This is a genomic window from Streptomyces sp. JK94, assembly GCF_053613315.1.
The window spans coordinates 155,895-182,335 of sequence record NZ_JBSICH010000026.1 but is presented as its reverse complement, the minus strand read 5'-3'; the positions used below and the strand labels follow the sequence as shown (position 1 = coordinate 182,335).

Genomic DNA, 26,441 nt, shown 5'->3' with positions numbered 1-26,441 from the left:
CCCCCCCCCCCGGGGAGGGGTTCAGGCGGCCGGCACCTTGTCCAGGAAGCCGTAGACGGCCTTGACGCGGCCCGCCTCGTCGGCGACCAGGACGTCGAAACCGATCGCGATGGGCTCGGCGCCGGGCTCGGTGACCAGACCCCACTGGAACCGGGCCTGGTTGTGGTGGGCGTCGACCGTGCCGTGCAGTTCGAAGGTCAGGCCCTTGAACTGCTCGCGGGCGCCCGCCACCACCGCGCCGAAGCCCTCGTGGCCCTCGACGGCGGCGAGCGGGTCGATGTACGGGGCGTCGGCGGTGAACAGCTCGGCGATGGCCGCCGCGCGCTTGTCGGCGTCCGCCTCGTTCCAGATGGCCAGGTAGCGGTCGACGGTGGTGGTCAGGTCGCTCATGTGTGTTCTCCTCGTTTCCGTTGGTGCGGCTGACCCGACGTGCCGTCGCCAGGCGTACGGTACGACGGGGGTTCTGGATGCCTCAGGGGGCCTCGAGGCTGTCCGGGGCCGGGGCCCACACGGGGAGGGCGCCGGGGAGGACCTCGAAGGTGGCCGTGGAGCCGATGCCGTGCTGGTACTCGCCGTCGTGCTCCAGCGGCAGCCGGCGGCCGTCGGTGCGCTCCACGGTGATGGTCCGGCCGCGCGCGTACCACGTGGCGGGGTGGCCGATGTGGGCGGCGGTCAGGGTCAGCCGCGGCACGTCGGCCGCGGCGATCCCGTCGCCGATGACGCAGACGTCGAGCAGGCCGTCGTCGAGCAGCGAGTCGGGCAGGACGTTGAACCGGCCGCCGCGGTAGGGGCCGCCGCCGACGTTCGCGAGGACGGTCGGGCCCTCGTGCACGACCCGCCCGTCGACGGTGACCCGGCCCGGGTACGGCGCGTAGCCCGCGGCGGTGTCGGCGAAGGCGCGAGCGTACCGCTCACGGCCGGTCAGCGGCAGGTCGCGGGCGGTGATCAGCGCGTCGGCGATCACACCGGAGCAGGCACCCAGGTAGACGTACTGACGGGTCTCGGCGAGACGGGCCAGGTCCAGGCGGCGGGGGCGGGCGCTGCCGCCGATGCCGGAGTCGGTGAGGATCGCTTTGAGGGACTCCGTCCAGGGGCGGTCGCCCCACAGCATCTTGTAGCCGGAGTTGCCGGTGCCGCCGGGCACCACCGCGAGCGTGGCGCGCCCGGAGGCGGGCACCAGGCCCTGGACGGCCTCCCGGACGGTGCCGTCGCCGCCGATGACGACGACCAGGTCGGGGGCGCCGGTGTGCCGTTCGAGGGCCCTCCGCACCGCGACGGTGGCGTCACCCGGTCCGGTGGTCGGGTGCACCTCGGTGCGCTCCAGGTACGAGTCGCACAACTGGCGCACCTGTTCCACCAGTTCCGGGCTGTGGCTGCCGGAGGCCGGGTTGGCCAGGACCAGTGCCCGGGTCGGGACCGGGGCTGCTGTATCTGCCATGCGGGCGTACTCCTTCGTCGGACGGTGCCGGCGGGTCCGGGTCCGGGGACACGCCCTCGGTCCCAGACCCACCACACCCCCCCTTCCCCCGACCGCTGTCACGGCGCTGACGTGCGGCTGACGCCGACGAGGCGCGCGGGCACGGCGGGGCGGGGGCGCGGCGAGGTGAGGGGGCACCGGGACGCCGGGCAGGGAGGCGCGGGGCACGGGGAGGCAAGGCAGGGACACGCCGGACACGGGACGCGGGGCACGGGCACGCCGGCCCGCCGCGGATCGCCGGGCCGGGCGCCGCGGGCGCCCTCGGCGGGACTCCGGCCCGCGGGCGTGAGAGGCACGTGTGCGAGGTGGGTCGGGAGCGGGCGGGGGCGCGGTCCGGGCGGAACGCCCGGCCGCCGCCCGGGCGGCGGCCGGGCGGCGGTCAGGCGGGAGGCGCCGCGCCTCGCGGTCACTGCTTGGCGAAGGCCAGCAGGTCCGCGTTCAGACGGTCGGCGTGGGTGGCGAACAGGCCGTGGGCCGCGCCCTCGTAGGTCAGCAGGGTGCTGCCGGGAACGAGCTCCGCGGTGCGGGGACCGCACAGCGGATACGGCGCCCCGAGGTCGGCGGTGCCGTGGACGACCAGGGTGGGCACCCGGACGGCCGCCGTCTCCGCTCGCTGGTCGGTGGTGAACAGCGTGCGGTAGATCTCCGTGGCGGCCCGCGGCGAGGTGTCCAGGGCCAGGTCCGTCAGCCACTCGGCCAGTCGGGGCGAGAGCGGCGTGCTCGCCGGATCCGCCTCGGGGCCGGCGAAGAACGGCCAGGTCAGTGATCTCAGCCAGGCGGCCCGGTCGGTCCGGATGGCCGTCTCGATCTCCTCGAACAGCGCCATCTCCAGGCCGTCCGGGTTGTCCGGGGCGCGCAGCAGGAACGGCGTGGTCGAGGCGACCAGCGCCAGCTTCCCCACCCGCGCGGCGCCGTACCGGGACAGGTAGCGCACGGCCTCACCGCCGCCCGCCGCGTAGCCGACCAGCAGGACGTCCCGCAGGTCGAGGTGGTCGAGCAGGTCGGCGAGGTCCGAAGCGAGGGTGTCGTAGTCGTAGCCGCTCCAGGGGACGTCCGAGCGCCCGGTGCCGCGCCGGTCGTAGGTGACGCAGCGCAGCCCCTGACCGGCCAGGAACGGCGCCTGGAACTCCCACATCCGCGAGTCCGCCATGGCGGCGCTGAGCAGCACCACGGGACGTCCTTCGCCCCAGTCGGTGCAGTGGAGCCGGGTCCCGTCCCGAGTGGTGACGTACGGCATGACGCCTGCCTTCCTTGGTGGTGGGGACCCTCAGCGCCGTGCGGTGCGGCCCGGCGCCGCCAAGACCAGGGCGGAGGCCAGGAGTCCCAGGACGATGAGCGGGACGAGCGTGACGGCGAACGCGTGTGGGTAGGCGCCCGCCGAGCCGCCGGCGTCGGCCAGGGCGGGGAAGAAGACCGCGCCGGCGATCGCCACGCCGACGGCCGCGCCGCCCTCCTGGGCGGTGTTCAGCAGTCCGGACGCGGAGGCCGCGTGCTCGGGCACGGCCGCGCCCAGCACCAGGTTGGTCAGCGGGCCGGTGGTCAGGCCCATGCCGAGTCCGGCGACGAGGAGGGCGGGCAGCAGCCACAGCACGTGTCCCGTCGTGTCGAGGCGGTCGGCGGTCAGGGCGACCGCCGCGTAGCCGATCGCGAGGGTCAGCGGGCCGACGGCCACCCTGCGGGCGGTGACCGAGGCGGCCTTGCGTGACGACACCACCGAGGCGCCGAAGTAGCCTGCGCCGAGGGCCAGGAAGACGGACCCGGACTCCAGGGGCGACAGGCCCCGGCCCAGTTGCAGGTAGAGGGCGAGCACGAAGAAGAAGGAGCCCATCGCGAGGAAGTAGACCACCGTCGCGGTCAGCCCCACCGAGAACACCCGGCCCTTGAACAGGGCGGGTTCGATCAGCGGGCCCCGGTCGGCCGCCGCCCGCCGGCGCAGGTGCCAGACGGTCACCGCCAGCAGGACGGCCGCACCGGCCAGCGACTCCCACACCCACAGCGGCCAGCCGCTCTCCTGGCCCTCCAGCAGCGCGAAGACGATGATGCCCAGGGACGCCGTGACCAGCAGGGCGCCCACGAGGTCCAGCCGGGTGCCGCCCTCGCCGCGCGACTCGGGGATCGTGCGGCCGACGAAGGCCAGGGAGACCAGGCACAGCGGGACGTTGATCAGGAAGATGGTCCGCCAGCTCAGTCCCGCGATGTCGACCGTGATCAGGGCACCGCCGATGAACTGGCCGAAGACGCCGGCGAGTCCGATGACCAGGCCGTAGGCGTTGAAGGCGCGGTCGCGGGCGGCGCCGGTGTACACCGTGCCGATGATGCCGAGCACCTGCGGCACCATCAGCGCGGCGGCGGCGCCCTGGGCGATGCGGGCGACGACCAGGACGGTCGCCGTGGGTGCCAGGCTGCACGCGGCCGAAGCCAGCATGAACAGCACCATGCCGAGCGTGAACATCCGCCGGCGGCCGAAGAGGTCGCCGAGCCTGCCGCCGGTGATCAGTCCCGCGGTGAAGGCGACGCCGTAGCCCACGACGAACATCTGGGCCTGGGCGGCGCTGGCGCCCAGGTCGGCCTTGATGGCGGGGACGGCCACGTTGGCGATGAAGAAGTCCAGCACCGTGATGAAGGTGCCCACGAGCACCACCAGGAGGGCACCGGCCGAGGGGGCGGCGGCCGGTGCGCCGTCGGGGGGCGTCGGCGCACGCCCCTCGACGACGGCTTCCGTGCTTGTCTCAGAAGTCATGACGACTCCGTTTCTCGATCATTTCGGGTGGTTGGCCGGTGGTGCCGGTACCGTGGCCGGTCACCAGGTCACGGGAAGGTGTGTCACCCCGTGGAAGACGGTGCCGCGGCGGAAGACCGTGCGCGGGTCGGCCGCCAGCCGCAGGTTCGGGAAGCGCCGCAGCAGGGAGCGCAGCGACAGCTCCATCTCCAGCCGCGCCAGCGGGGCCCCCTGGCAGTAGTGCGGGCCGAAGCCCCACTGCAGGTGGCCGCTGGTGTCGCGGTTCGGGTCGATCCGGTGCGGGCAGGCGAAGACCGACTCGTCGTGGTTGCCGGCGGGGACGGAGATGACGACGGCGTCGCCCTTGGAGACGGCCACACCGCCGAGTTCGAGGTCCTCCACCGCCAGCCGGACCATCGCGTCCTGGGAGATCGACCAGTAGCGCATCGACTCCTCGATGAAGTTCGGTATGAGTGCGCCGTCGTCGGCGGCCACCCGCGCCCGCAGGTCGTCGTCGCGCAGCAGCGCCAGGATGTTCAGGGCGATCTGGTTGGTGGTGGTCTCGTGTCCGGCCACCAGGACCAGCCGGGCGATGCCGACCAGCTCGTCCAGGGTGATGGCCCCCTTCGCGTGGTGGTTGTGGGCGAGGCGGCTGATCAGGTCGTCGCCCGGGCTCTCCAGCTTCCGCAGCGCCAGTTTGGCCAGGTACTCGGACATCTCCTCGTAGGCGGCCAGGGAGACCTCCGGATCCTCCTGGGAGATGGTGACGCGGGTCTTCTCGATGAAGAACGCGGAGTCCTGCTCCGGAACGCCCAGCAGCCGTGCGATGACGAGGGTCGGCAGCGCGCGGGAGAACACGGCGTGCAGGTCGGCCGGCCGGGGCTGTGCCTCCAGTTCGTCCAGCAGTTCGTCCACCAGCCGCTGGACCGGTTCGCGCAGCCGCTTCACCCGGCGCGCGGTGAACTCGGTCTGGATCATGGAGCGGAGCCGGGCGTGCTCGGGGTCGTCCAGACGCAGGAAGGAACTCGGGTTGCCGCCGGGCGGGACCTGGATGCGCACCGGTGCGCCGGGCAGCCGTTCGTCGGCGCTGAGCCGGGGGTCGCCCAGTGCCTGCCGTACGTCGGCGTACCGGGTCACCAGCCAGGCCAGGCGGGACTCGGCGGCTCCCGCCGGGATGCGCACCACGCAGGGGGGCGCGTTGCGCAGTTCCGCCAGGATGGGCGGCGGGTCTCCGTCCTCGGTGCGGGCGAAGGGCCAGTCCAGGACGTCGGTGTGGTCCGCGAGCGGCACGTCGGCCTCCAGGGGTGAGGGGGGCAGGCAGGTGGATCCCGGGCACCGGCTCTCTCCGTGGTCGGACTCGGACGCGCTGACGCCGCCGGGGCGGAGGGACATGGGTGGTGTCCCGTCCAAAGCCGCGGACGGTCGTGCGCCACTGTCGCGCAGTCCGCTGACACGGAGCTGACACGGGTGCCGGTCGGGCTGTGGAACTCGCGGCACTCGTGTGGGGATCGGAGCCGGGGGTGTGGTGCGGACCGGGAAGGCGCCGGAGCGGGGCGTCTTCCCGGTGCCGCGCTGGTGCTGTGGCCGGGAAGGCCGGCAGGTCGACCTCCCCGGTCGCGGCGCTAGCGCGCGTGGTGGGCGGCGATCCGCTGCAGGCGGTGCGCGAAGTGGGCGGTGACGGCCTGGGCGTGGGTGTCGATGTAGAAGTGGCCGCCGGAGTACTCGTTGTGGCCGAGGTAGGCGGGGGTTCGTCCGGCCCAGTGGGTCATGGCGTCCGGCTCCTCCTGCAGGGGGTCGGAGCGCCCGCCGTAGGAGGCGAGCGGGCAGGCGACCCCGGCGCCGTCGTCGACGTACTGGGCGGCGACCCTGAGGTCGGCGCGGAGCGCGGGGACCACGAGGGCGAGCATCTCGGGGTTGTCGTAAATCTCGGCCGGGAAGGAGCCCAGCTTCTTGATCCACTCGACGAGCTCGGACTCGGGCATCCGGCTCTGCTCCTCGGTGGGCTGGAAAAAGCCCTCGGGCGACCAGCCGGACATGCCGACCATGACGGGCGCCGGGCCGCCCTCCTCCTCCATGCGGATGGCCAGCCGGAACGCCAGCTGGGCGCCGAGGCAGTGCCCGAAGAACGCGAACGGCCGGTCGTCCAGGTCGTCGAGCACGGCCTCGTGCAGCGCTTCGAGCAGTGGCCGGAACTCCTCGTACGTCGGCTCCTCCCGGCGGTTGTGACGGCCCGGCAGGGTCACCGCCTGCGGGGCGATGTCGGGCGGCAGCAGGCTCTCCCAGTCCCGGTAGATGATGGCGCCGCTGCCCGCGTGCGGGAGCAGGAACAACCGGATCGAGGCGTCGGGCGAGGGCTCCACCGGGTGGAACCACTGGCCCGCGCGGGACATCCGGCTGCCGGCGGCGACGGTGGCGCCGGTGTCCGTTGCGTTGGTGGTACTGGTCACGACTGTGTACTCCCCACGGTGGTGGACGGGCCGAGGGCGCGTACCGCGGGCAGCAGCACCTCGGCGATCTCCTTCAACTGCGGTTCCGGGTCGAGCGATCCGATCCTCAGGACCAGGTGGCGGGCGCCGGCCCGGACGTAGCCGCCGAGCCATTCGGCGCACTTCTCGGCGCTGCCCCAGGCGTAGGCCTGGATGGTGCGCATCTGATCGAGGGAACGGCCGTAGTAGTGGCTGATGTAGTGCTCCAGTTCGGCCTCGGCCGCCCGCTCGTCGCGGTTCACCGTGATCGTCGCGTACAGGGCGGGGGTGACGGCGCCGGCGGGGCGGCCCGCCTCCTCGGCGAGCTCGGCGATCCGGCGGCGGGCCCGGCCGTAGGCGTCGGGGTCGGGCAGGAACGGCAGCCAGCCGTCGTAGCGGGTGGCGGCGCGGGCGAGCACCTTGGGGGTGTCGCTGCCGGCCAGCCACAGCGGCGGGCCGCCGGCGGTGGCCGGGGAGGGCAGCCGGTCGAGGTGGTCGGCCTGCCAGTACCTGCCCTGGAAGTCGGCCGGTTCGCCCTCCTGTCCGGCGCGCCAGGCCGTGCGCCACAGGGCGGTGATCTCGTCGAGGCGTCCGACGCGGCCGGTGAAGCTGGCGCCGACCGAGGCGAACTCCTCCTCCGTCTCGGGCATCGGGAAGCCGGAGCCGAGCCCGAGGACCAGCCGGCCCGCGGCCACGTGGCTGAGGCTCGCGACCATGTTGGCGCCGATCAGCGGGTGGCGCAGGGCCGGGGTCAGGGCGGCGGTGCCGACGGTGATCCGCTCGGTGGCGGCGGCAGCGGCGGCCAGGACGACGAGCGGGTCCAGGCGGGGGCGGGCGGTGAGCGAGTCGCCCGCCCAGAGGGAGTCGAATCCCAGGGCCTCGGCCTGCCGGGCGAAGCCCAGCAGCGGGGCCGCCGCGTAGGTGCCGTTGATGGCCTGTTCCCGGGTGGGCAGCAGGATGCCGACGTGCAGGGGCCCGTTCATGGGCGACGACCTTTCTGTCCGCGGTGGCTGACGCCGTGTCATGCGACCGTGCCGACCGGCGAGGCCGGTGCCGGTGCCGTCAGCCGCTCCCGCACCGCGCGGCGCAGGATCTTGCCGGAGGGGTTGCGGGGCAGGGAGTCGGTGAAGTGGTAGGCGGTGGGGATCTTGTAGTCGGCGAGCCGGCCGCGCAGGGAGAGCAGCAGCTCGCGCGGGTGCGCCTCGGCGCCGGGGCGCAGGACGACGACCGCGTGCACGCTCTCGCCCCAGTGCTCGTCGGGCAGGCCGACGACGGCGGCGTCCGCCACGGCCGGGTGCGCGGCGAGCGCCTTCTCGATCTCGGCCGGGTAGATGTTCTGCCCGGCGACGATAATCGTGTCGTTGATGCGGTCGCACAGGTGGAGGTAGCCGTCCTCGTCGAGGTAGCCGGCGTCCCCCATGTGCAGCCACTCCCCCACCAGGGTGCGCGCGGTGGCCTCGGGCAGGTTCCAGTAGCCGAGCATCCGGGACGGGGCGCGCACGCAGATCTGGCCGATCTCCCCGGGCGGGAGGGGGGCGCCGTCGGGGCCGATCACCTTGACCTCGTTGCCGGGGCACGGCCTGCCGACCGAGTCCAGCACCGGGCTGCCCGGGTGGTGCGCTTCGGGCGGCAGGCACACCGCCACACTGCCGGTCTCGGTACTGGCGTAGATCTGCGCGAACTCGCAGCCGTAGGTCTCCAGGCACTGCTTGAGCAGGGTCTCGGACATGGGCGCCGCGCCGTAGGCGATCTTGCGCAGGGAGGTGAACGCCTCCGGTCCCGCGCCGCGTTCGACGGCCATCATCTGAAGCATGGCGGGGGCCGCGAAGGTGGTGGTGACCTTGTGGGTGCGGATCAGCCGGACCGCTTCCTGCGGGTCGAACTGCGACATGATCACGTTGGTGCCGCCCGCGTTGAAGGTGTGCAGGAACCAGCCGATGCCCGCGACGCCGAAACCCGGCAGCGAGATGAGGCTGACGTCGTCGGGCAGCCAGTCGATCCAGGCGACGCCGTGCTCGCGCATCGCGTGCGGCAGGGTGAAGAAGCTGCGGTGGGCGAGGACGGCGCCCTTGGGCAGTCCGGTGGTGCCGCTGGTGTAGATCTGCACCACGGCGTCGTCGGGGCCGGTGCCCGGCACCGGCTCGGAGTCGGGCTGGTCGGCGGCCCAGGCGGGCAGGCCCGTGCCGCGGGCGGGTTCGCCGTCGGCGTCGGTGCCGTCGACGCGAATCACCCGCCGCAGACCGGGCAGTTGGTGGCGCACCGCGGCGACGGTGTCCCAGAACTCGTCGTCGACGAAGATCAGGGCGGCGCCGGAGTCGCGCAGGATGTGGTCCACCTCGGTCGGGGTGAGCCGCCAGTTGACCGGCACCAGGACCGCGCACGCCTTGGCGCAGGCGAGCATCACCACGTAGTAGTTCTCCGACTCGCGCCCGAGGTAGGCGACCCGGTCGCCGCGCCGCACGCCGCCGGTGCGCAGGGCGTGCGCGGCACGGTTGCTGTCGCGGTGCAGCTTGTCGTAGGTGGTGACGCGGCCCTCGCAGATGATCGCCGGGTGGTCCGGCCGGCTGCCGGCGTGGGCCCGTGAGGAGTGGGTGAGCGTCCAGCGCTCCCTCGGTATGCCGCTGGGTGTGTCAGTCATGATCCGTCCTTGTGTGCGTCAGGCGGCCGGCACCGGCTCGAGCTGCCCGCAGAGGAACTGGGCCAGCTGCCGCACGGTCGGGTGGTCGTGGGTGAGCGAGGCCGGCAGGGGCAGCCGGAACGCCTGCTCCAGGGCGGCCTTGACCTGCTGGGCCATCAGCGAGTCCAGGCCCAAGGAGACGAACTCGGTGTTCGGGTTCAGTTCGTCGCCCTCCTCCAGGTGCAGGACGGCGGCGACCTTCTCGCGGACGACCCCGGTCACGACGCCGGTCCACTCGGCCGGCGGGAGGGCGGCGAGCGCGGCGAGGTCGAGGCCGGTGTCGTCGTCGGAGGCGTTGCGGGCGAGCCGGTCGTAGAACAGGTCGCCGGTGACACTGCCCGCGACGTAGCGGTCCCAGTCGAACTCGCCGACCACCCGCTGGGTGCGGGGGCGTCCCCAGAGCCTGGCCAGGGTGTCCAGGGCGCGGGTCGGGGAGAAGAAGCGCACGCCGCTGCGTTCGATCTCCTGGCTGAGGTGCTCCTCCAGGCGTGCCGACATGCCGACCCGTGCCCAGGCGCCCCAGTTCACCGACAGGCCGGGCACGCCCCGCCGGCCGCGCCACTCGGCGAGGGCGTCGAGGGCGGCGCTGGCCGCGGCGTAGTGGCCCTGGGTGGCGCCGCCGAGGACCGAGGCGATCGAGGAGTAGGTGACGAAGAAGTCCAGTTCCGGGAAGGAGGACTGGGCGGCCTCGTGCAGCAGCCAGCCGCCGTACGCCTTGGCCTCCAGCTGGGCGTCGATGGCCTCCCAGGTCAGCTCGGCGACGAGCTTCTTGTCGTAGGCGCCTGCGGCGTGCACGATCCCGCCCACCGGGTGCCGGCCGGCCGCGAGGTGCCGCACCAGCCGCCGCACGTCCTCGGCACGGCCGATGTCGGCCCGGACCAGGTCGAGCTCGGCGTGCTCGGCGAGGTCGGCGAGGACGGGGGCGGCCTCCTCGGTGGGCCGTCCGCTGCGGCTGACCAGCGTCAGGTGGCGGGCGCCGAGGGCGATCAGCTTGCGGGCGGTGACCAGGCCGAGGCCGCCCAGACCGCCGGTGACGAGGTAGGTGCGGTCCGGGCGCAGGGCGGCCGGGACCTCCTCGGCGGGGGCGGCGGGCTCCGCCTCGGGGGCGTCCGGGAGGGTCACCCAGGACTGTCCCGACGGGTCCAACAGGGCCGTCCGCAGTGCTTCGCCGGTCTCGTCGAGGCGGAAGTGCCGGGCGCCGTCGTCCTCTTCGGCGGGCGGGGCGTGCACCACGGCCGCCGCGGGGACGGTGAGCGTTGAGCGGAACGTGCCGTCGTGGCGTACAAGGACGTCGTCGCCCGGCGCGAACCCGGTGCCCTCGGCCGCGGCGAGGACCGTGCCGGTGGCCGCGGTGCCGAGCAGCGGCGGGGGCTCCTCCTCCGCGCCGAGCAGTTCCTCGCGCTCCGCGCGGCCGGTGTCCAGGGCGGTGCGGGCGTCGTCGGCGGTCAGGCCGACCGACCGGACGCGGATCTGGACCTCGTCGGCCCCCGGGGGCACGTCCGTGGCGGCGACCAACGCGAGGTCGGACAGGTCGCCCGAGTCGGGGGCGCGCAGTTCGAAGCCGCCGGACCAGGTGAGCGGGGCGTCGCCGGAGAGGAGCCGGCGGACGTAGCGGCGGTTCGGACGGTGGGCGACCTGGTACTCGCCGGGCGGTTCGGCGTGCCACTCCTCCAGCAGCGGGGTCAGGCCGCTGCCGGGGGCGACGTCGACCAGGGTGGCCCGGTACTGGGGGTACTCGGTGAGCAGCACCCGGCCGAAGCCCCAGAGCGTGGCGGCGGCCAGGTGTCCGCCGTCGCCGGCCGGGTCGCCGGGCAGCCACTGGGCTCCCTCGGTCACCAGCCACAGGCGGGGCGGCCGGGGGGTGCCCGCGGCGTCCAGCGCGGTGATCAGGGCGAGCAGTTCGCGGTAGTTCTCCTCGCACTCGGCGCGCAGCCGGTCGGCGGACATGGCCTGCGGGAGCTGCCGCCAGACGCGGCAGACGTCGGTGACGGTGGGGTCCTCCAGGGCCGCCTTGAGTTCGGTGAGGCCGGCGCCCCGGGTGACCTTCAGGCCGGGCCGTCCGGCGAGGTCGGCGGCGCGGGCGGGCGACGGGTCGAGCAGCACGACGTGCCGGGCGGGGGCGGTGGTCTGCGGTGCGGGCAGGGCGCGGCGGACCCACTCGGGGCGGTGCAGGAACCGGCGGCGGCCGGCTCTGCCCTCGGGGCGGGCCAGCCGGACGCCGAGCAGTTCGGCGACCGGGTCGCCGTTCTCCAGCAGCAGCACGTCGGCGGTGCGGCGGTCCTGGTCGCCGTGCACTCGGGCGAGGACGCGCAGCTCCTCGCCGCGGGGCTTGCGGAAGTGGCGGACCGAGGCGACGCCGCGGGGCACGAACACCGGGCCCTCGGGGTCGAGGACGACGCACGCCTGGACGGCGGCCTCCACGAGCTCCGCCGGCACGTGTTCGACGGCGGAGGCATTCCGGCCGGTCAGCTCCCCGGTGACCAGGCCGTCGGCGTGCCGGGCGGCGCGCAGCAGCAGCCGCATCCGGGAGCCGTGCGGGCGGCCGACGGAGGCGAGGTCGGTGTAGATGTCCTCGTCGTCGATCTGTGTTCCGGCGGGGGCGAGGCCCGCGTCCAGTTCGGCCAGTTCGGAGACGGGGACCACCGGTTCGGGGTCGGCGTCGATCACCGCGGTGGCGTGCACGTCCTCCTCGCCGCCGACGACCGTGAACACCGCCACCTCGGCGCCCCCGCCCGGCAGCGGCCGCCAGCGGGTGGTCAGGGCGGTCCTGGTCTCGGCGGGAACGTCGAGCGGCGCGAGCAGCCGGAGGTCGCGCACGGCGGACCGGGCGTGGCCCCGGACCTCGTCCTGGACCGCGAACAGCAGGTCGACGTAGGCGCCGGCGGGCAGGGTGGTGCGTCCGCCGTCGGCCAGGTCGGCGAGCGGGCCGAGGTCCTCGGCGGTGAACTCCGCGGTGAACTCCCGTACCCCCGAGGCGAAGCGCTCCTCGGTGCCGAGCAGCGGGTGGCGGGCGGTGCCGCCCGCGGCGGCGCGGCGGGGTCCGGCGGCCGGCAGCCAGTAGCGCTTGCGCTGGAAGGCGTAGGTGGGCAGATCCACCTTGGCCGGCACGGCGTGCCCGGCGTGGTAGCCGGGCCAGGAGACGGTGAGTCCGGCGGCCCAGTACTCGGCGAGTGCGGTCAGGGTGGTGGTGGCCGTCCGGTCCCGGCGGCGCAGGCTGGCCAGCCACAGGTGGTCCTCGGCGGCGACGCCGCGCCGGGCGAGCGCGGTCAGCGCGGCCTGCGGGCCGATCTCGATCATGGCGTGCCGGCCGCGCCGGGCCACCGCGCGGATGCCGTCCAGGAAACGCACGGGTTCGCCGATGTGCCGCACCCAGTAGTCGGGGGTGGCGATGTCGCGGAACCGGGCGAGCCGCCCGGTCACGTTGGAGATCAGGCTGATGGCCGGCTCGTGGAACTCGATGCCGTCGAGTGCGGCGCGGAAGTCGTCGTGGACCTCGGCCATCTGCGGGGAGTGGAAGGCGTGCGAGACCGCGAGCCGGTCGACGCGCACGCCGCGCTCCTTGAGGATGGCGCAGACCTCGTCCAGGGCGGGGAGGGCGCCGGAGACGACGCACTGGTCGGGGGCGTTGACCGCGGCCAGGGCGAGGTCGGGGCGGCTCTCCAGGAGCGGCTCGACGTCCTCGGCGGGGGCGGCGACCGCGGCCATGCCGCCCTCGGCGCGCACCGCCTGCATCAGCCGGGCCCGCGCGGCGACCAGCCGCACGGCGTCGGGGAGGCTGAACAGGCCGGCGACCGCGGCGGCGACGACCTCGCCGATGCTGTGCCCGACGAGCACGTTGGGGCGCACGCCCCAGGCCATCCACTGCCGGGCGAGGGCGTACTCGAGGGTGAACAGGGCGGGCTGGGTGTACTCGGTGCGGTCGATCGCCCCGGGGTCTTCGGCGGTGCCGAGCAGCAGGTCGCGCACGGAGCGGTCCAGGTGCTCCGCGAACAGCCGGTCGCACGCGTCGACGTGGGAGCGGAATTCCGGGAGGGCCTCGTAGAGGGCGGCGCCCATGCCTGCGTACTGGGAGCCCTGGCCGGTGAACATGAAGGCCGTCTTGCGGATGCCGCTGGGGCCCTCGTGGTCCTGGCCGGCCGCCCGGTCCAGGAGCCGGGCCAGGGCGGCGCGGTCGGCGACCGGGGCGGCGACGCGGTAGGGATGGTGGGTGCGGGCGACGTTGGCGGTGTGGCAGAGGGCGTCGAGGGGAAGGTCGGGCCGCTCGTCGAGCAGCCGCCGGTGGTTCGCGGCCTGCTCGCGCAGGGCGGCGGAGCTCTTGGCGGAGAGGGTGAAAAGCGGGGCGGCAGGCGTGCCTGAGGACTGCGGCGCGGGGCTCGCCTCCGGTGCCTGCTCCAGGATCACCGCGCCGATGGTGCCGGCGAAGCCGAAGCTGTTCACGACCGCGCGGCGCACCTCGGCCCGCCATGGCTCGCAGGCGGTCGGCACGCGCAGCGGGTAGAGGTCCCAGGGGATGCGCCCGGACGGGGTGGTGAGGTTCAGGTGCGGGTAGATGGTGCCGGAGCGCAGCTGCAGCACCGTCTTGATGACGCCGACGATGCCGGAGGCCGGCTCCATGTGGCCCAGGTTGGTCTTCACCGATGCGGCGAGCACGGGGTTGTCGGCGGTGTGCGACTCGGCGAACACGTCCCCGATGGCGCAGAACTCGATCGGGTCGCCGAGCGGGGTGCCGGTGCCGTGCGCCTCCACGTACTGGATGTCCTCGGGGGCGAGGCGGGCCGTGGCCAGCGCGGCGCGGATCACCTTCTCCTGAGCGGGGCCGTTGGGCACGGTCAGTCCGGCGCTGTCGCCGTCCTGGCCGACGGCGGTGCCGCGCACCAGGGCGAGCACCCGGTCGCCGTCACGCTCGGCGTCGGAGAGCAGCTTGAGGACCAGGACGCCGCAGCCCTCGGCGCGCGCGTAGCCGTCGGCCGACTCGTCGAAGGTCTTGCACTGCCCGTCCGGGGCGAGCATCCGTGCGTTGGAGAACATCACCGGGATGCGCGGGTGGTGCAGGGCGTTGACGCCACCGCACAGCGCGATGTCGGTCTCGCCGGAGCGCAGGGCCTGCACCGCCAGGTGCAGTGCGACCAGGGAGGACGAGCAGGCGGTGTCGACGCTCATGCTGGGTCCGCGCCACCCCAGGAAGTACGACAGCCGGCCCGACAGCGGGAACATCGTGATGCCGGAGGCCAGGTGGCCGTCCATCTCCTCGTACGGCAGGGACTCCAGCTCGAGCGCGTAGTCGATGGAGCTGGCGCCGACGTAGACGCCGCCGTTGCCGCGGCGCAGCGGTGCCGGGTCGATGTTGGCGTGCTCCAGGGCCTGCCAGGCGGTCTCCAGCAGCAGGCGCTGCTGGGGGTCCATGTACCGGGCCTCCTTCGGGGAGATGTTGAAGAAGGCGGCGTCGAAGAGGTCCACGCGGTCGAGGAAGCCCCCCGCGGTGGTGTGGATCTTCCCCTTGTCCTCGGGGGTCTCGGGGGTGAACGCAGCCACGTCCCACCGGTCCTGCGGGATCGGGCCGATCCCGCTGCGTCCCTCCCGCAGGAAGGCGTCGAACTCGTCGGGCGAGGTGCTGCCGCCGGGGAATCGCAGACCGATTCCGACGATCGCGACCGGCTCGGGCGGCTGCTGGGACTCCGCACGCGGCATGGAGAGACTCCTTAGCTTTCCTGAGAGGAACTTTCCTGGACGGCCTGGGTCAAGTGGTCCACCAGATGGGCGACCGTCGGCTCGTTGAAGAGCACGTTGACGTTGATGGAGAGATCAAGGAGCCGCTCCAGGCTCTGCCGTATTTCGGTCAGCCGCAGTGAGGTGAGTCCGAGATCGAAATAGCTGATGTCGAGCGGGAGGTCTTCGGATTCGTCCATGAGGAGAACCGCCCTGAATCTCTTCAGGACGATCGACTCGATTTCTTCGGCGAGTTCGGCGCGCGGCAGATCACGCAGGCGCTGGACAGTGCTGTCGACGGGTGGCATGCGGTCATGCAAGCAGCGCAGGCTGACGCTCCACTGACGGACGGCGGGGCCGGCTTGGCTGAATCAGCCCCCTGTCAGCGCCGGGTCAGATTCCGCTGCCACGCTCGCACTGCTTCGAAAAATCCGCTCGCCAAAGGTGAAAGGCTGAAGATGCTTCGCGAAGCCGCGCAGGAGGAGAGTGCCGAGGCACCTTCCGATATCAAGAGCTACGACCTCTACATCGCGGGCAAGGACGTCGCGGGTGACGGGTGGGTGTACACCGTCAGCGGCCGGTCCCTGCTGGAAGACGTGTTCACCAGCGTGAGCCTGAAGCGCGCCCTGGAGCAGGACCCGGAGTCGGAGGCGGCCAGGCACCCGTATGTCGTCGGGCGCTGCGCGGTCGCGGACGACGCGTCCATCGACCTGGCCACGCAGGCCGCGGCCGCCGCCGCACCCGACTGGGCGGCCGTGCCGCTGGAGCGGCGGATGCGGCTGGGCACCCGGTTCCGTGAGGAACTCATCAAGCACCAGGACGAGTTCCTGCGCATGCTGGTCGCCGAATCCCACCCGGTCAAGCTGGCCCGCTGGGAGCTGAGCTGCCTGCTGCAGATCTACTCCCCGGGCTCCCTGCGCTGGTACACCAAGCAGATGCGGGTCGAGAAGGAGTACGCCGGCCGCACGCTGGTGCTGCACCGCCAGCCCGACGGTGTGGTGGCCTTCAACCCGCCGCAGAACGCACCCCTGCCGAGCGCCGCCCTGTGCGTGCTGGCGCTGATGGCCGGCAACGCGGTGGTGGTGCGGGCGCCGCGCAGCATCGCGCTGAGCACCATGTGGCTGCTGCGGGACGTGGTGGCGCCGCTGCTGGAGGAGATGGACGCGCCGGCCGGGGTGCTCAACGCGGTGTGCAGCAACCCCAAGCAGACCATGGACCGCTGGATCGCGGACCCGCTGATCAACGACATCTTCTACATCGGCGGCAGCCAGGAGGGCCTGCGCTTCGAGCAGCAGTGCGTGGCGCACGGCAAGAAGCCGATCCTCGAACTGGCGGGCAACGACGGCATCGTGGTGTGGAAGGACGCAGACGTCAAGTGGGCGGCCGAGGCCATCACCGAGGCCTTCTACGGCTCCGGCCAGATCTGCATGGTGCCCAACTACGTGCTGGTGCACCCGGACATCGCGGACAGCCTGATCGCCGAGGTGAAGGAGCAGGTCAAGGGCATCCGGCCGGGCCTGCCCGAGGAGGAGGACGTACTGCTGTCGCCGGTGCGGCGCAGTGAGCGGTTCTTCCGGCTGCTGCGGCAGGCGCTGGACAACGGCGCCGAGCTGGTCACCGGCGGCCACCGCACCGAACTGGACGGCACGCCCTCGGAGACGGGGGTCTTCCTCCAGCCGACGGTGGTGCGCGTGGACGGCCTGGACCGGGCGCGCACCTACGACGTGGTGCGCGAGGAGACGTTCTTCCCGCTGGTGCCGATCGTGGTCCCCGAGCGGGAGGACGACGACGCCCTCCTGGAGGCGTTCCTGCGCTTCGTCAACAGCAACGACTACGGGCTGCGCAACTCCCTGTGGTCGCGTTCCGACCACGTCGTCGAGACCTTCGTGCGGAGGGTCGTCAACGGCGGCCTGCTGAAGGTCAACGACTCCCACATCGGCTTCCTGCCCTACCTGCCCAGCCACGGCGGCACCGGCCGCACCGGCGGCGCCTTCGGCGAGGCCAACTACCCGATGCTCAAGACCTCCCACGTGCAGGGCGTCAGCATCGCCCGCGGCGTCAGCCCGTACGACGCGGTGTTCGGCGCCTGACCGCCCTCCGCCCCTGAACCCCGCCGTTTTCGCTGGAGGCTTCCGTTGCGTTCCCTCGACCTCGCCCGCTCCGTCTGCGAGCGCTTCCACCCCGGTCTGCTCAAGGAGCTGGACCAGATCCCGTACACCGACCGCGAGCGGCCCGGCAGCCCGGTGATCGACCTGTTCCGCATCCACGGCGGGGTCGGTCTGCTGATCCCCGAGGAGTACGGCGGCCACGGCGCCGACGCCCTGGACGCAATGCGGGTCCAGCTGGCCCTGGGCGCCGTGTCCCCGTCGCTGGTGGCGGCCGTGTCGATGCACCACTTCACCACCGCGATGCTGTACTCGCTGGCCGTCAAGGCGGGCCGGCTGACCGACGAGCAGACGGCCCTGCTGCGCCGGATCGTGCCCGACCAGCAGGTGATGGCGTCCGGCTGGGCCGAGGGCCGGACGGCGCAGAACATCCTCAAGCCGGCCGTGACCGCCCGCCCGGTGCGCGACGGGTTCCTGCTCACCGGTGCCAAGAAGCCGTGCAGCCTGTCCCGTTCGATGAGCCTGCTCACGGCGAGCGTCGCCATCCACGGCGACGACGGCGAGCCGGAGCTGGCCCTCGCCCTGGTGCCGGCCGACGCGCCCGGCCTGACCGTGCACCCGTACTGGGGTAACGACCTGCTGGCGGGCGCGGAGAGCGAAGAGGTGCGGCTGGAGGACGTGTTCGTACCGGCCGGCATGGTCGTGCGGGCCGGCGCCGACGACCCGCACCGCCTCGACGACCTCCAGTCGGCCGGGTTCGTCTGGTTCGAGCTGCTGATCTCCGCCGGGTACGCGGGCGGTGCGCTGGAGCTGGTGGAGCAGGTGCTGGAGCGCGAGCGCGGCAGCGTGGCGGAGCGGGCCTCCCTCGCCATGGACATGGAGACCGCGGTCGCGCTGCTGGAGGGCGTCGCGCGGGCGACCGGCCCGGAGCCCGGTGACGAGGAGTCGGTGGGCCGCGTGCTGGTGGCCCGGTACGCCGTGCAGAACGCCCTGCCCGACATCGCCTCCCGCGCCCTGGAACTGCTGGGCGGCCTGGACTTCATCCGCGGCTCCGGTCCGGCACAGGCCGCGGCCGCGCTGCGGGCCCTCGCCTTCCACCCGCCGTCGCGCGCCGCCGCCGCCGAGCCGCTGCTGCGCTGGTTCGGCGGCGGCGAGCTCGTCCTCGCCTAGGGCCGCGGCCGGGACGGTTCGCCGGCGGTGAGAACCCGGTCACGGCACCACTGCCGCGGCCGGACAGGCCCCGGCCGCAGCACGGTCCCGGTCCTGTCCGCACGACCCCACGACCCCTTGGAGTGAGCCACACGTGACCGTCATCCAGGAATCCCCGGCGGCTCCGTCCGCCGACGCCGAGGCAGAAATCCTTGGCCTGTACCGCGCGCATCTGAGCAAGGGCCGGGCCACGCTCGCCGAACTGTTCGGCAGCCACATGGAGGTGGCGTCCGAGGGCGCCTGGCTCACCACCAGCGACGGTGAGCGCTTCCTCAACGCCGGCGGCTACGGCGTGTTCGTGATGGGCGCCCGCCACCCGATCGTGATGGAAGAGGTGGAGCGCCAGCTGCGCATCCACCCCACCGCGACCCGCATCCTGCTGGAGCCCACCGTGGCCCGCGCGGCCGAGGCACTGGTCTCGGTGCTGCCGCCCGGTCTGGACCGGGTGCACTTCGCGCTGTCGGGAGCGGAGGCGGTGGAGACCGGCCTGAAGCTGGCCCGCGCGGGCGGTTTCAAGCGCACGGTCTCCATGCGCGGCGGCTACCACGGCAAGACCCTCGGCGCGCTGTCGGCCACCGCCAAGGAGGTCTACCAGCGGCCGTTCCGCCCGCTGGTGCCCGACTTCCTGCACCTGCCCTTCGGTGACGCCGACGCCCTGGAGGCCGAACTCGCCGCCCACCCGGGCGAGGTGTGCGTCATCCTCGAACCGGTCCAGGGCGAGGGCGGTGTGATCATCCCGCCGAAGGGCTACCTCAAGCGCGTCGAGAAGCTGGTGCGCGAGTACGACGGCTTCCTGATCCTCGACGAGGTGCAGTCTGGCTTCGGCCGGCTCGGCGAGTGGTGGGGCGCCGACATCGATGGCGTCGTCCCGGACGTCCTGCTCGCCGGCAAGGCGCTCGGCGGCGGGGTGATGCCGGTCTCGGCGGCCGTCGCCACCCGCAAGGCCTTCCGTCCCTTCGACAAGGACCCCTACGTCCACACCGCCACGTTCTCCGGCCAGCCGGTACTGATGGCCGCGGTCCAGGGCGCCATCCGGGCCGTGAAGGAGGAGCGCCTGGTCACCAGGGCGCTGGGCCTCGGCGCCCGGCTGCTGCCGGCGATCACCGAGATCGCGCGCCGCAACATCCCCGACCTCGTGGTGGACGTGCGCGGCCGGGGCCTGCTGATCGGCGTCGAGCTCGTCGAGGCCGGGCTGGCCGGCGAGCTGCTGATCGAACTGTTCAACCACGGCGTGGTCGCCAACCATTCGATGAACGGCAGCTCGGTGGTGCGGTTCACCCCGCCCGCCGTGCTCGGCGACACCGACGTGGACTTCCTCCTCAACTCCTTCGACCTGGCCACCCGCGACCTCGTACGGGGCGCGGCCAAGATGCCGGAAGGCGGTAACTGATCGTGAGGCACGTCGAACTCGATGCCCGGATACCCGGGGAGCAGGCCGAGACGGTCCTGCACGCCGTACGGCGCTGGGAGCGGTACCCGGACCTGGCGCCCCACGTCAACGCGACCACGGTGCACGCCGCCTACCCCGACCCCGCCGCCTCCTCCAGCTGGGAGCTGCACTTCCGCAGCGGCCTGCTGCGCTGGACCGAGGACGACACCGTGCTGCCGGAGCAGGGCGAGATCCGCTTCGAGCAGTCCGACGGGGACTTCGACTCCTTCTCCGGGACCTGGTCGGTGACGCAGGACGGCGACGACGTCGCGGTCCGCTTCGACGCCGACTTCGACTTCGGCATCCCGAGTCTGGAGGGCATCCTCGACCCGATCGCCGAGCGGGTCATCAAGGAGACCGTGGCCTGGGCGCTGACCGGCCTGTTCCCCGCCGTGCGCATCAACGGCGGCATCGAACTCACCCCGCCCGCCGCGGTCGGCGCCTAGCGCATCAGGGAGCTGCTGACCATGGACCAGGCAAACCCGTTCGAGACACCGCGCACGTACTCGCTGCACCGCGCCGAGTACGTGGTGGGCTTCGCCGTCACCACCGGCCTGATGATCGCCCACTTCGACGAGATCCGCTGGCTGCCGGCGATCGCCCTCTTCCTCTACATCGACCTGATCGGATACATCCCGGGCGCGATCGCGTTCCGGCGCAGTGGCGGGCGGCCGATCCACAAGGCGTACTACGTCCTGTACAACGTGATGCACAGCCTCATCACCCAGGCCGCCGTGGCCGCGCTGTGGTGCTGGCTGGTGAAACCCGAGTGGGCGCTGCTGGTGCTGCCCTTCCACCTCTTCGGCGACCGCGGGCTGTTCGGCAACTTCATGAAGTCCTTCACGCTACCCTTCGAGCCGGTCCGCCAGCCCGGCTACCTGCGGCTCCTGGACGACCTGGGCCTGCCGCACCCCAAGCCGGTCGGGCATGTGACGGACCCGGTGCCGGTCGGGCACGTCCCGGTCCGCAAGCCGGTGCCGGCGCCGCGGGCGGACGCCGCCGCGGCGCAGGAGGCCCCGGCGCAGGCCGCCGTGGCCGGAGAGTCCGCGGCCGGGCAGGCGGAGGCGCTGCGATGAGCACCGCGACCGCGACCGGCCCGCGCACACGCCGGCCCGTCCGCCAGGACCCGGCCGAACGGCGCCGGGCGCTCTACCACCTGGCGTCCCCGGTGTCGGTGCTGACCACCGGCCCGGAGAGCCGGATGCACGGCACCACCGCGAGCACGGTCACCCTGGTCTCGCGCGAGCCGCTGCTCGTCGGCGTCGTGCTGCGGGCCGGGTCGTCCTTCGCGCGGCGGGCCGCCGCCACGGGCCGGTTCGCGATCAACGTGCTGGGCGGTGACCAGGCGGAGGTGGCCCGCCGGTTCGCCGACAGCGGGCGCCCCGACGGCAGCGCCCAGTTCGCGGGCCTGGCCTGGACGGCGGACCCGTACGCGCAGGCCCCGCTCATCGCGGGTGCGCTCGCCCACTACACCTGCCGCTTCCACTCCGCCCACGCCGCGGGCGACAGCGAGCTGCTGCTCGGCCACGTCGTGCGCGCCAGGGCGGACGAAGGGCTCCCCCTGCTGAGTTACGCCGGCCGCCTGCGCGCCGGCACCCTGCACCCGGCTAAGGAGGCCGCAGCGTCATGACGCAGTCCAAGGTACTCGTGGCCCCCGAGGCCGACTGGGACAAGGCGCCCGGTCTGCTGGACGGGGCGAAGGAACTCACCCTCGGTCCCGAGGAGTGCGACCTCGCCTACTGGATCACCTCGGTGGCCCAGGGCACGCTGCGCGACCGCGGCGTGACCGGCCACCACGACGACGCGATCGTCCCGGACTTCCTGAAGGAGCCGGGCCCGCTGCGCGAGGCGCTGGTGCTGGAGTTCGGTCTGCGCGGGCTGTCCGAGGAGCTGGCCACCCGGCTGCTCGGCCACTACGTGTCGATTGCGCCCGGCATCCCCGAGATGGAGTTCTACGCCACCCAGTTGCTCGACGAGGCACGGCACGCCCGGGTGTTCCGCAACCACCTGGTGGAGCTGGGCATCCCGGCCGACACGCTCCTGAAGAGCATCGACGAGATGGCCCGGGACTACCGCGCCCGGGTGCTGGACCCGGTGGTCGACTTCACCCTCGACATCGTCCGGGACCAGGCCGACTTCCCCGGCGGTGTCGCCGTGTTCGCCATCGTCATCGAGGGCGTGCTGGCACCGGCCGCCGAGCTGAGCGAACGCAAGTGGACTCCCCTGTCCCCGGCCACCGGCGAGATCTCCCGCGGCACCGCGATCGACGAGATCCGCCATCTGACGGTGGCCAGCACCATCCTGCGCGACCACGTGGCCGCGCACCCCGAGTACCGTCCGCGCCTGCTGGAGATCCTGCGGGCCGGCGTGCGTCTGTGGGACGAGATCCCCGACCGGGAGTTCGTGATCCACCGCGAGGAGCTGTTCCAGGAGGGCATGCTCCGGCACGCCGACCGGATCGGCGACTACGAGATCTGGCCCGGCGTGCGGATGCTCGACACCACTCCCGAGCAGCGCTACGACATGGCCGAGCGGTGGACCGACGAGATGGCCGAGGCCCGGATGGCCTACATGGGCCTGCCCCTGGAGGTCCTCAGCAGTCCGGGGCCGGGCGCGTGAGCACCCGACGGGCCGCCGTGGTCTGCGGGATCGGGTCGTACGTCCCGCCCGACGTGGTCACCAACGAGGATCTGGCCCGGAGCCTGGACACCTCGGACGACTGGATCCGCTCGCGCACCGGGATCGCCCGGCGCTGTGTGGTCGCCCCGGGCACGGCGACCAGCGACCTGGCGGTCGAGGCGGGCCTGCGGGCGCTGAAGTCGGCGGGAGACGGGCGGGCGGGCGCGGTGGTGCTGGCCACCACCACCCCGGACCAGCCGTGTCCGGCCACCGCGCCGCAGGTCGCGGCGCGGCTCGGACTCGGCGAGGTGCCCGCCTTCGACGTGGCCGCCGTCTGCTCCGGCTTCCTGTACGGCCTGGCCAGTTCGGCGGGCCTGATCGCCGCCGGGGTGACGGACCGGGTGCTGCTGATTGCCGCGGACGCGTTCACGACGATCATCAACCCCGAGGACCGCACCACGGCGGTGATCTTCGGGGACGGCGCGGGCGCGGTACTGCTGCGCGCCGGCTCCCCCGGGGAGCCGGGCGCGGTGGGCCCGCTCGTGCTGGGCAGCGACGGCGGGCTGAGCCATCTGATCGAGGTGCCGGCCGGAGGGTCGCGGCAGCGGTCGTCCGGCCGGGAGCCCGCGCCGGAGGACCGTTTCTTCCGGATGGTGGGCCGCGACACCTACCGGCACGCGGTGGAGCGGATGACCGTCACCTCCACCGAGGCGGCAGAGCGGGCCGGCTGGCGGCCGTGCGACGTCGACCGGTTCGCCGCGCACCAGGCCAACGCCCGCATCCTGGAGGCGGTCTCGGAGCGGCTCGGCATCTCCGGCGAACGGCGGCTGAGCAACATCGCACGGGTCGGCAACACCGGCGCCGCCTCACTGCCGCTGCTGCTGGCCGAGAGCGCGGCGGACGGACGGCTCACCGCCGGGCACCGGCTGCTGCTGACCGCGTTCGGCGGCGGGCTGTCCTGGGGCGCGACCACGCTGGTCTGGCCCGAGGTGCGAACCATCTGACGTCCCGTCACAGGCGGGGCCCGGGCCGGCCCCTCCCACAAGCGTTGTCCGACACAGCGGAGAACGGGCGCTTGCGCCTTCGAGAGAACTGTCGAAAGGAACCGACATGCTGGAGCAGCTCAAGGAAATCCTGTCCAACAAGCTCAAGGTGTCGCCGGAGGCCATCACCCCGGAGGCCACCCGGGAGGACATCGAGCTGGACTCGCTGGCCGTGGTGGAGCTGTCACTGCTGCTGAAGTCCGAGCTCGGCCTGGACGTCAGCGACGACGACCTGCTGGAGGCGGAAACCGTGGCCGACATGGTCCGGCTGATGGAGGAGCGGAGTGCGAAGGTCTGATGGCCGGCATGGACATCGCCGTCACCGGGCTCGGCCTGGTCACCCCGGGTGGTATCGGGGTCGGGCCGAGCTGGGCGGCGGTCTGCGACGGCAGGCCGGCCGCCGCCCTCGATCCGCTGCTGACGGATAACCCCGTACGTATCTCCTGCCGGGTGCCCGGCTTCGACCCCGAGCGCCTGCTGAGCGCGCGGCGGGCCCACCGCCTGGACCGGTTCGTCCAGTTCGCGCTGGTCGCCGCGCACGAGGCGGTGGCCGACGCGGACCTCGATCCGCAGACGTGGGACGGGGCGCGGGTGGGTGTGGTGCTGGGCTGCGCAGACGGCGGCCCGGGCACCGTCGAGGAACAGCACCACGTGCTGCGCGAGCAGGGCGCCGACCGGGTCTCGCCGCTGCTGCTGCCCATGCAGCTGCCGAACATGCTGGCCGGTCAGACGGCCATCGAATTCGGGGCGACCGGGCCCAACCTGGTGGTGGCCACCGCCTGCGCCTCGGGCGCGACCGCCATCGGCACGGCCCGGGACCTGCTCGCCCTCGGCCGCTGCGACATCGTCCTGGCGGGCGGCAGCGAGGCCATGGTCACCCCACTGGTCATGGCCGGCTTCGCCCAGATGGGGGCACTGTCGAAGCGGCACGACGACCCGGCCTCCGCGTCCCGGCCGTTCGACGCCGACCGGGACGGCTTCGTCGCCGGGGAGGGCGCCGGCATCCTCGTCATGGAACGGGTGGCGGACGCCCGCGCCCGCGGCGCCCATGTGCACGGCCGGATCATCGGCTACGGCGCCACCGCCGACGCCCACCACATGACGTCGCCGCACCCCGACGGCGCGGGCATCGAGGCCGCCGTCCGCGCCGCGCTCGCCGACGCGGGCGCGGACCCGGACGACGTCCAGCACGTCAACGCCCACGGCACGTCGACACCGCTGAACGACCTGGCGGAAGCCCGCATGATCGGCCGGACGCTGCGCGGGGACCCGCTGGTCACGTCCACGAAGGGAGTCACCGGACACCTGCTCGGCGCGGCCGGGGCAGTCGAGGCCGCCTTCACCGTGCTGAGCGTCGAGCACGAACTCGTGCCCCCCACCGCCAACCTCGTCATGCCCGACTCCAGGATCGACATCAAACTCGCCCAGGCCGCCACGTACATGCCCATCGATCTCGCCCTGAGCAACTCCCTGGGCTTCGGCGGCCAGAACACGGCCCTGGCCATCGCGCCGGCCTGAACGGCCCGGACACATACCGGCAGCCGCCCGCGGAGCACCTCCGCCGGGCGGCTGTTCCCGTGCGGCACCCGGCCGCACGGCACCCGCCCCGCCGGTCCGCGGGCCACCCCATCCCGCCACACGTCAGGAGTCCACCGTGCACGATCCCCAAGAACTGCTGAAGGACGGGCCGCAGGCCGTACGGCGGCTGGCCCGCCGACGCCACGACCTCGACCCGGCCGCGCTGGCCGGCGCCCTGCGCGAGCGCAACGGCGCGCAGGCGGAGGTGACCCGGCTGCGCACCGAGCTGAACCGCACGGCCAGGGCCCGCCGCTCCGGCCCGCCGACCGAGGAGGAAAAGGCGTCCGCCCGGGCGCTGCGGACCGAGGTGCAGCGGGCCGAGGCCGCCGCCCGCACGGCCGCAGCACACCTGACCGAGCTGCTGCTCTCCGTCCCCAACATCCCCCTGGACGCGGTCCCGGACGGCGACTCGGAGAAGGAGACCGTGGAGATACGCCGGGGCGGTCCCGCTCCGCGGCCGGCGGACGGCGCCCGCCACCACGCCGACATCGGGGAGTCCCTCGGCATCCTCGACGGCCCGGCCGCGGCCCGGCTGTCCGGTGCCCGCTTCGCCGTCGCCCGCGGGGCCGGGGCACGACTGGAGCGGGCCCTGCGCGACTTCCTCCTCGACCTGCACACCCGCGAGCACGGCTACACCGAGCAGTCGGTGCCGTTCCTGGTCGACCGCGACACCATGACCGGGACCGGGCAGCTGCCCAAGTTCGAGGACGACCTGTTCCGCACCCAGGTCGGTGAGCGGGAACTGTTCCTGATCCCCACCGCCGAGGTCCCGCTGACCAACCTGGTGGCCGGCCGGCTCCTCGACTCCCGCTCGCTGCCGCTGGCCTTCACCGCCTGCACGCCGTGCTTCCGGGCGGAGGCCGGGGCGTACGGCCGGGACACCCGCGGCATCCTGCGGCTGCACCAGTTCGAGAAGGTGGAGCTGGTGCGCGTCTGCGCCCCCGAGGACGCCCCGGCACAGCTCGAACTCATGGTGAACCACGCCGAGGAGTGCCTGAAGCGCCTGGAACTGGCGCACCGCGTGGTGCTGCTGCCGGCCGGCGACCTCGGGTTCTCCGCCCGGATGACCTACGACGTCGAGGTGTGGCTGCCGGGCAGCGGCTCCTACCGGGAGATCTCCTCGGTCTCCGACTGCGGCACCTTCCAGGCGCGTCGCGCGGACATCCGCGTCAAGCGGCCCGACGGGAGCAGGACGCCGGCGGTCACGCTGAACGGCTCGGCGCTGCCGATCGGCCGCACGGTCGCCGCGCTGCTGGAGCAGGGCGTGCGGGAGGACGGCTCGGTGGTGCTGCCCGAGGCCCTCGTCCCGTACACCGGCTTCCGCCGGATCCTGCCGGGCGGGGACACCGCGTAGGCGCCGGCGGGCGCCACCGCGAAAGGGGCGGGAGCCGGGTCCGCGACCCGCTCCCGCCCC

General features: G+C 73.4%; 21 protein-coding genes. 11 read left to right on the top strand and 10 right to left on the bottom strand.

The genetic code is table 11. The features are described from left to right. Nucleotides 1-21 precede the first annotated feature (21 nt). From ACVV2G_RS23590 to ACVV2G_RS23545, 10 genes are all read right to left on the bottom strand, one after another. Nucleotides 22-390 (bottom strand): nuclear transport factor 2 family protein, encoded by a 369-nt coding sequence (locus ACVV2G_RS23590; protein WP_042175996.1) that lies wholly within the window; start codon nucleotides 388-390, stop codon nucleotides 22-24. 82 nt (nucleotides 391-472) lie between these two features. Next, nucleotides 473-1,438 (bottom strand): diacylglycerol/lipid kinase family protein, encoded by a 966-nt coding sequence (locus tag ACVV2G_RS23585; RefSeq protein ID WP_453844736.1) that lies wholly within the window; start codon nucleotides 1,436-1,438, stop codon nucleotides 473-475. Between the two features lie 445 nt (nucleotides 1,439-1,883). Continuing rightward, the gene (locus ACVV2G_RS23580; RefSeq protein WP_453844735.1) at nucleotides 1,884-2,714 is read right to left on the bottom strand and encodes an alpha/beta fold hydrolase; all 831 of its coding nucleotides are present in this window, start codon (nucleotides 2,712-2,714) and stop codon (nucleotides 1,884-1,886) included. Between the two features lie 30 nt (nucleotides 2,715-2,744). Next, a complete protein-coding gene (locus tag ACVV2G_RS23575) occupies nucleotides 2,745-4,217 on the bottom strand; it encodes an MFS transporter (protein WP_453844734.1) in 1,473 nt (490 codons plus the stop codon). Nucleotides 4,218-4,277: 60 nt separating this feature from the next. Further along, the gene (locus ACVV2G_RS23570; protein WP_453844733.1) at nucleotides 4,278-5,588 is read right to left on the bottom strand and encodes a cytochrome P450; all 1,311 of its coding nucleotides are present in this window, start codon (nucleotides 5,586-5,588) and stop codon (nucleotides 4,278-4,280) included. A gap of 230 nt (nucleotides 5,589-5,818) precedes the next feature. Beyond that, nucleotides 5,819-6,586 (bottom strand): thioesterase II family protein, encoded by a 768-nt coding sequence (locus tag ACVV2G_RS23565; RefSeq protein WP_453844742.1) that lies wholly within the window; start codon nucleotides 6,584-6,586, stop codon nucleotides 5,819-5,821. 53 nt (nucleotides 6,587-6,639) lie between these two features. After that, nucleotides 6,640-7,644 (bottom strand): LLM class flavin-dependent oxidoreductase, encoded by a 1,005-nt coding sequence (locus tag ACVV2G_RS23560; protein ID WP_264247832.1) that lies wholly within the window; start codon nucleotides 7,642-7,644, stop codon nucleotides 6,640-6,642. Nucleotides 7,645-7,682: 38 nt separating this feature from the next. Continuing rightward, nucleotides 7,683-9,299 (bottom strand): fatty acid--CoA ligase, encoded by a 1,617-nt coding sequence (locus ACVV2G_RS23555; RefSeq protein WP_453844732.1) that lies wholly within the window; start codon nucleotides 9,297-9,299, stop codon nucleotides 7,683-7,685. Between the two features lie 18 nt (nucleotides 9,300-9,317). Beyond that, complete coding sequence (locus ACVV2G_RS23550) at nucleotides 9,318-15,026, bottom strand: type I polyketide synthase (protein ID WP_453844731.1); 5,709 nt, start codon at nucleotides 15,024-15,026, stop codon at nucleotides 9,318-9,320. Between the two features lie 11 nt (nucleotides 15,027-15,037). Continuing rightward, nucleotides 15,038-15,352, bottom strand: coding sequence for an acyl carrier protein (locus ACVV2G_RS23545; RefSeq protein ID WP_453844730.1), 315 nt, complete (start codon nucleotides 15,350-15,352; stop codon nucleotides 15,038-15,040). 150 nt (nucleotides 15,353-15,502) lie between these two features. Here ACVV2G_RS23545 and ACVV2G_RS23540 point away from each other — a divergent pair, with 150 nt between their 5' ends. The 11 genes from ACVV2G_RS23540 to serS all read left to right on the top strand — a co-directional run bounded on the left by ACVV2G_RS23540 (nucleotide 15,503) and on the right by serS (nucleotide 26,381). Next, the gene (locus ACVV2G_RS23540) at nucleotides 15,503-17,134 is read left to right on the top strand and encodes an aldehyde dehydrogenase family protein (protein WP_453844729.1); all 1,632 of its coding nucleotides are present in this window, start codon (nucleotides 15,503-15,505) and stop codon (nucleotides 17,132-17,134) included. A 45-nt stretch (nucleotides 17,135-17,179) separates the two neighbouring features. Next, complete coding sequence (locus ACVV2G_RS23535) at nucleotides 17,180-18,319, top strand: acyl-CoA dehydrogenase family protein (protein ID WP_453844728.1); 1,140 nt, start codon at nucleotides 17,180-17,182, stop codon at nucleotides 18,317-18,319. A 133-nt stretch (nucleotides 18,320-18,452) separates the two neighbouring features. Continuing rightward, nucleotides 18,453-19,748 carry an aspartate aminotransferase family protein gene (locus tag ACVV2G_RS23530; protein ID WP_453844727.1) on the top strand — a complete coding sequence of 432 codons (1,296 nt, stop codon included), beginning with the start codon at nucleotides 18,453-18,455 and terminating at the stop codon, nucleotides 19,746-19,748. A 2-nt stretch (nucleotides 19,749-19,750) separates the two neighbouring features. Then, nucleotides 19,751-20,233, top strand: coding sequence for a type II toxin-antitoxin system RatA family toxin (locus ACVV2G_RS23525; RefSeq protein ID WP_453844726.1), 483 nt, complete (start codon nucleotides 19,751-19,753; stop codon nucleotides 20,231-20,233). Between the two features lie 21 nt (nucleotides 20,234-20,254). Further along, entirely contained in the window at nucleotides 20,255-20,863 is a 609-nt protein-coding gene (locus tag ACVV2G_RS23520) for a hypothetical protein (protein WP_453844725.1), read from the top strand. Further along, complete coding sequence (locus ACVV2G_RS23515) at nucleotides 20,860-21,417, top strand: flavin reductase family protein (protein ID WP_453844723.1); 558 nt, start codon at nucleotides 20,860-20,862, stop codon at nucleotides 21,415-21,417. The genes ACVV2G_RS23520 and ACVV2G_RS23515 overlap by 4 nt, the downstream gene beginning before the upstream one ends. Continuing rightward, nucleotides 21,414-22,406, top strand: a complete 993-nt coding sequence (locus tag ACVV2G_RS23510) for a ferritin family protein (RefSeq protein WP_030234932.1) — start codon at nucleotides 21,414-21,416, stop codon at nucleotides 22,404-22,406. Before ACVV2G_RS23515 ends, ACVV2G_RS23510 begins: the two co-directional genes overlap by 4 nt. After that, nucleotides 22,403-23,410, top strand: a complete 1,008-nt coding sequence (locus ACVV2G_RS23505) for a beta-ketoacyl-ACP synthase III (RefSeq protein WP_453844722.1) — start codon at nucleotides 22,403-22,405, stop codon at nucleotides 23,408-23,410. Before ACVV2G_RS23510 ends, ACVV2G_RS23505 begins: the two co-directional genes overlap by 4 nt. 106 nt (nucleotides 23,411-23,516) lie before the next feature. Beyond that, nucleotides 23,517-23,747, top strand: a complete 231-nt coding sequence (locus ACVV2G_RS23500) for an acyl carrier protein (protein ID WP_018888444.1) — start codon at nucleotides 23,517-23,519, stop codon at nucleotides 23,745-23,747. After that, nucleotides 23,747-24,967 (top strand): beta-ketoacyl-[acyl-carrier-protein] synthase family protein, encoded by a 1,221-nt coding sequence (locus ACVV2G_RS23495; protein ID WP_453844721.1) that lies wholly within the window; start codon nucleotides 23,747-23,749, stop codon nucleotides 24,965-24,967. Before ACVV2G_RS23500 ends, ACVV2G_RS23495 begins: the two co-directional genes overlap by 1 nt. A 136-nt stretch (nucleotides 24,968-25,103) precedes the next feature. Continuing rightward, nucleotides 25,104-26,381: a serine--tRNA ligase gene (gene serS / locus ACVV2G_RS23490; RefSeq protein ID WP_453844720.1), complete on the top strand. Its 1,278-nt coding sequence runs from the start codon at nucleotides 25,104-25,106 to the stop codon at nucleotides 26,379-26,381. Nucleotides 26,382-26,441 lie beyond the last annotated feature (60 nt).

What these genes read in the sequence shown, in the direction of transcription:
- ACVV2G_RS23590 (WP_042175996.1), bottom strand. Translation starts at nt 390, where the DNA reads ATGAGCGACCTGACCACCACCGTCGACCGCTACCTGGCCATCTGGAAC.
- ACVV2G_RS23585 (WP_453844736.1), bottom strand. Translation starts at nt 1,438, where the DNA reads ATGGCAGATACAGCAGCCCCGGTCCCGACCCGGGCACTGGTCCTGGCC.
- ACVV2G_RS23580 (WP_453844735.1), bottom strand. Translation starts at nt 2,714, where the DNA reads ATGCCGTACGTCACCACTCGGGACGGGACCCGGCTCCACTGCACCGAC.
- ACVV2G_RS23575 (WP_453844734.1), bottom strand. Translation starts at nt 4,217, where the DNA reads ATGACTTCTGAGACAAGCACGGAAGCCGTCGTCGAGGGGCGTGCGCCG.
- ACVV2G_RS23570 (WP_453844733.1), bottom strand. Translation starts at nt 5,588, where the DNA reads ATGTCCCTCCGCCCCGGCGGCGTCAGCGCGTCCGAGTCCGACCACGGA.
- ACVV2G_RS23565 (WP_453844742.1), bottom strand. Translation starts at nt 6,586, where the DNA reads ATGTCCCGCGCGGGCCAGTGGTTCCACCCGGTGGAGCCCTCGCCCGAC.
- ACVV2G_RS23560 (WP_264247832.1), bottom strand. Translation starts at nt 7,644, where the DNA reads ATGAACGGGCCCCTGCACGTCGGCATCCTGCTGCCCACCCGGGAACAG.
- ACVV2G_RS23555 (WP_453844732.1), bottom strand. Translation starts at nt 9,299, where the DNA reads ATGACTGACACACCCAGCGGCATACCGAGGGAGCGCTGGACGCTCACC.
- ACVV2G_RS23550 (WP_453844731.1), bottom strand. Translation starts at nt 15,026, where the DNA reads ATGCCGCGTGCGGAGTCCCAGCAGCCGCCCGAGCCGGTCGCGATCGTC.
- ACVV2G_RS23545 (WP_453844730.1), bottom strand. Translation starts at nt 15,352, where the DNA reads ATGCCACCCGTCGACAGCACTGTCCAGCGCCTGCGTGATCTGCCGCGC.
- ACVV2G_RS23540 (WP_453844729.1), top strand. Translation starts at nt 15,503, where the DNA reads ATGCTTCGCGAAGCCGCGCAGGAGGAGAGTGCCGAGGCACCTTCCGAT.
- ACVV2G_RS23520 (WP_453844725.1), top strand. Translation starts at nt 20,255, where the DNA reads ATGGACCAGGCAAACCCGTTCGAGACACCGCGCACGTACTCGCTGCAC.
- ACVV2G_RS23515 (WP_453844723.1), top strand. Translation starts at nt 20,860, where the DNA reads ATGAGCACCGCGACCGCGACCGGCCCGCGCACACGCCGGCCCGTCCGC.
- ACVV2G_RS23510 (WP_030234932.1), top strand. Translation starts at nt 21,414, where the DNA reads ATGACGCAGTCCAAGGTACTCGTGGCCCCCGAGGCCGACTGGGACAAG.
- ACVV2G_RS23500 (WP_018888444.1), top strand. Translation starts at nt 23,517, where the DNA reads ATGCTGGAGCAGCTCAAGGAAATCCTGTCCAACAAGCTCAAGGTGTCG.
- ACVV2G_RS23495 (WP_453844721.1), top strand. Translation starts at nt 23,747, where the DNA reads ATGGCCGGCATGGACATCGCCGTCACCGGGCTCGGCCTGGTCACCCCG.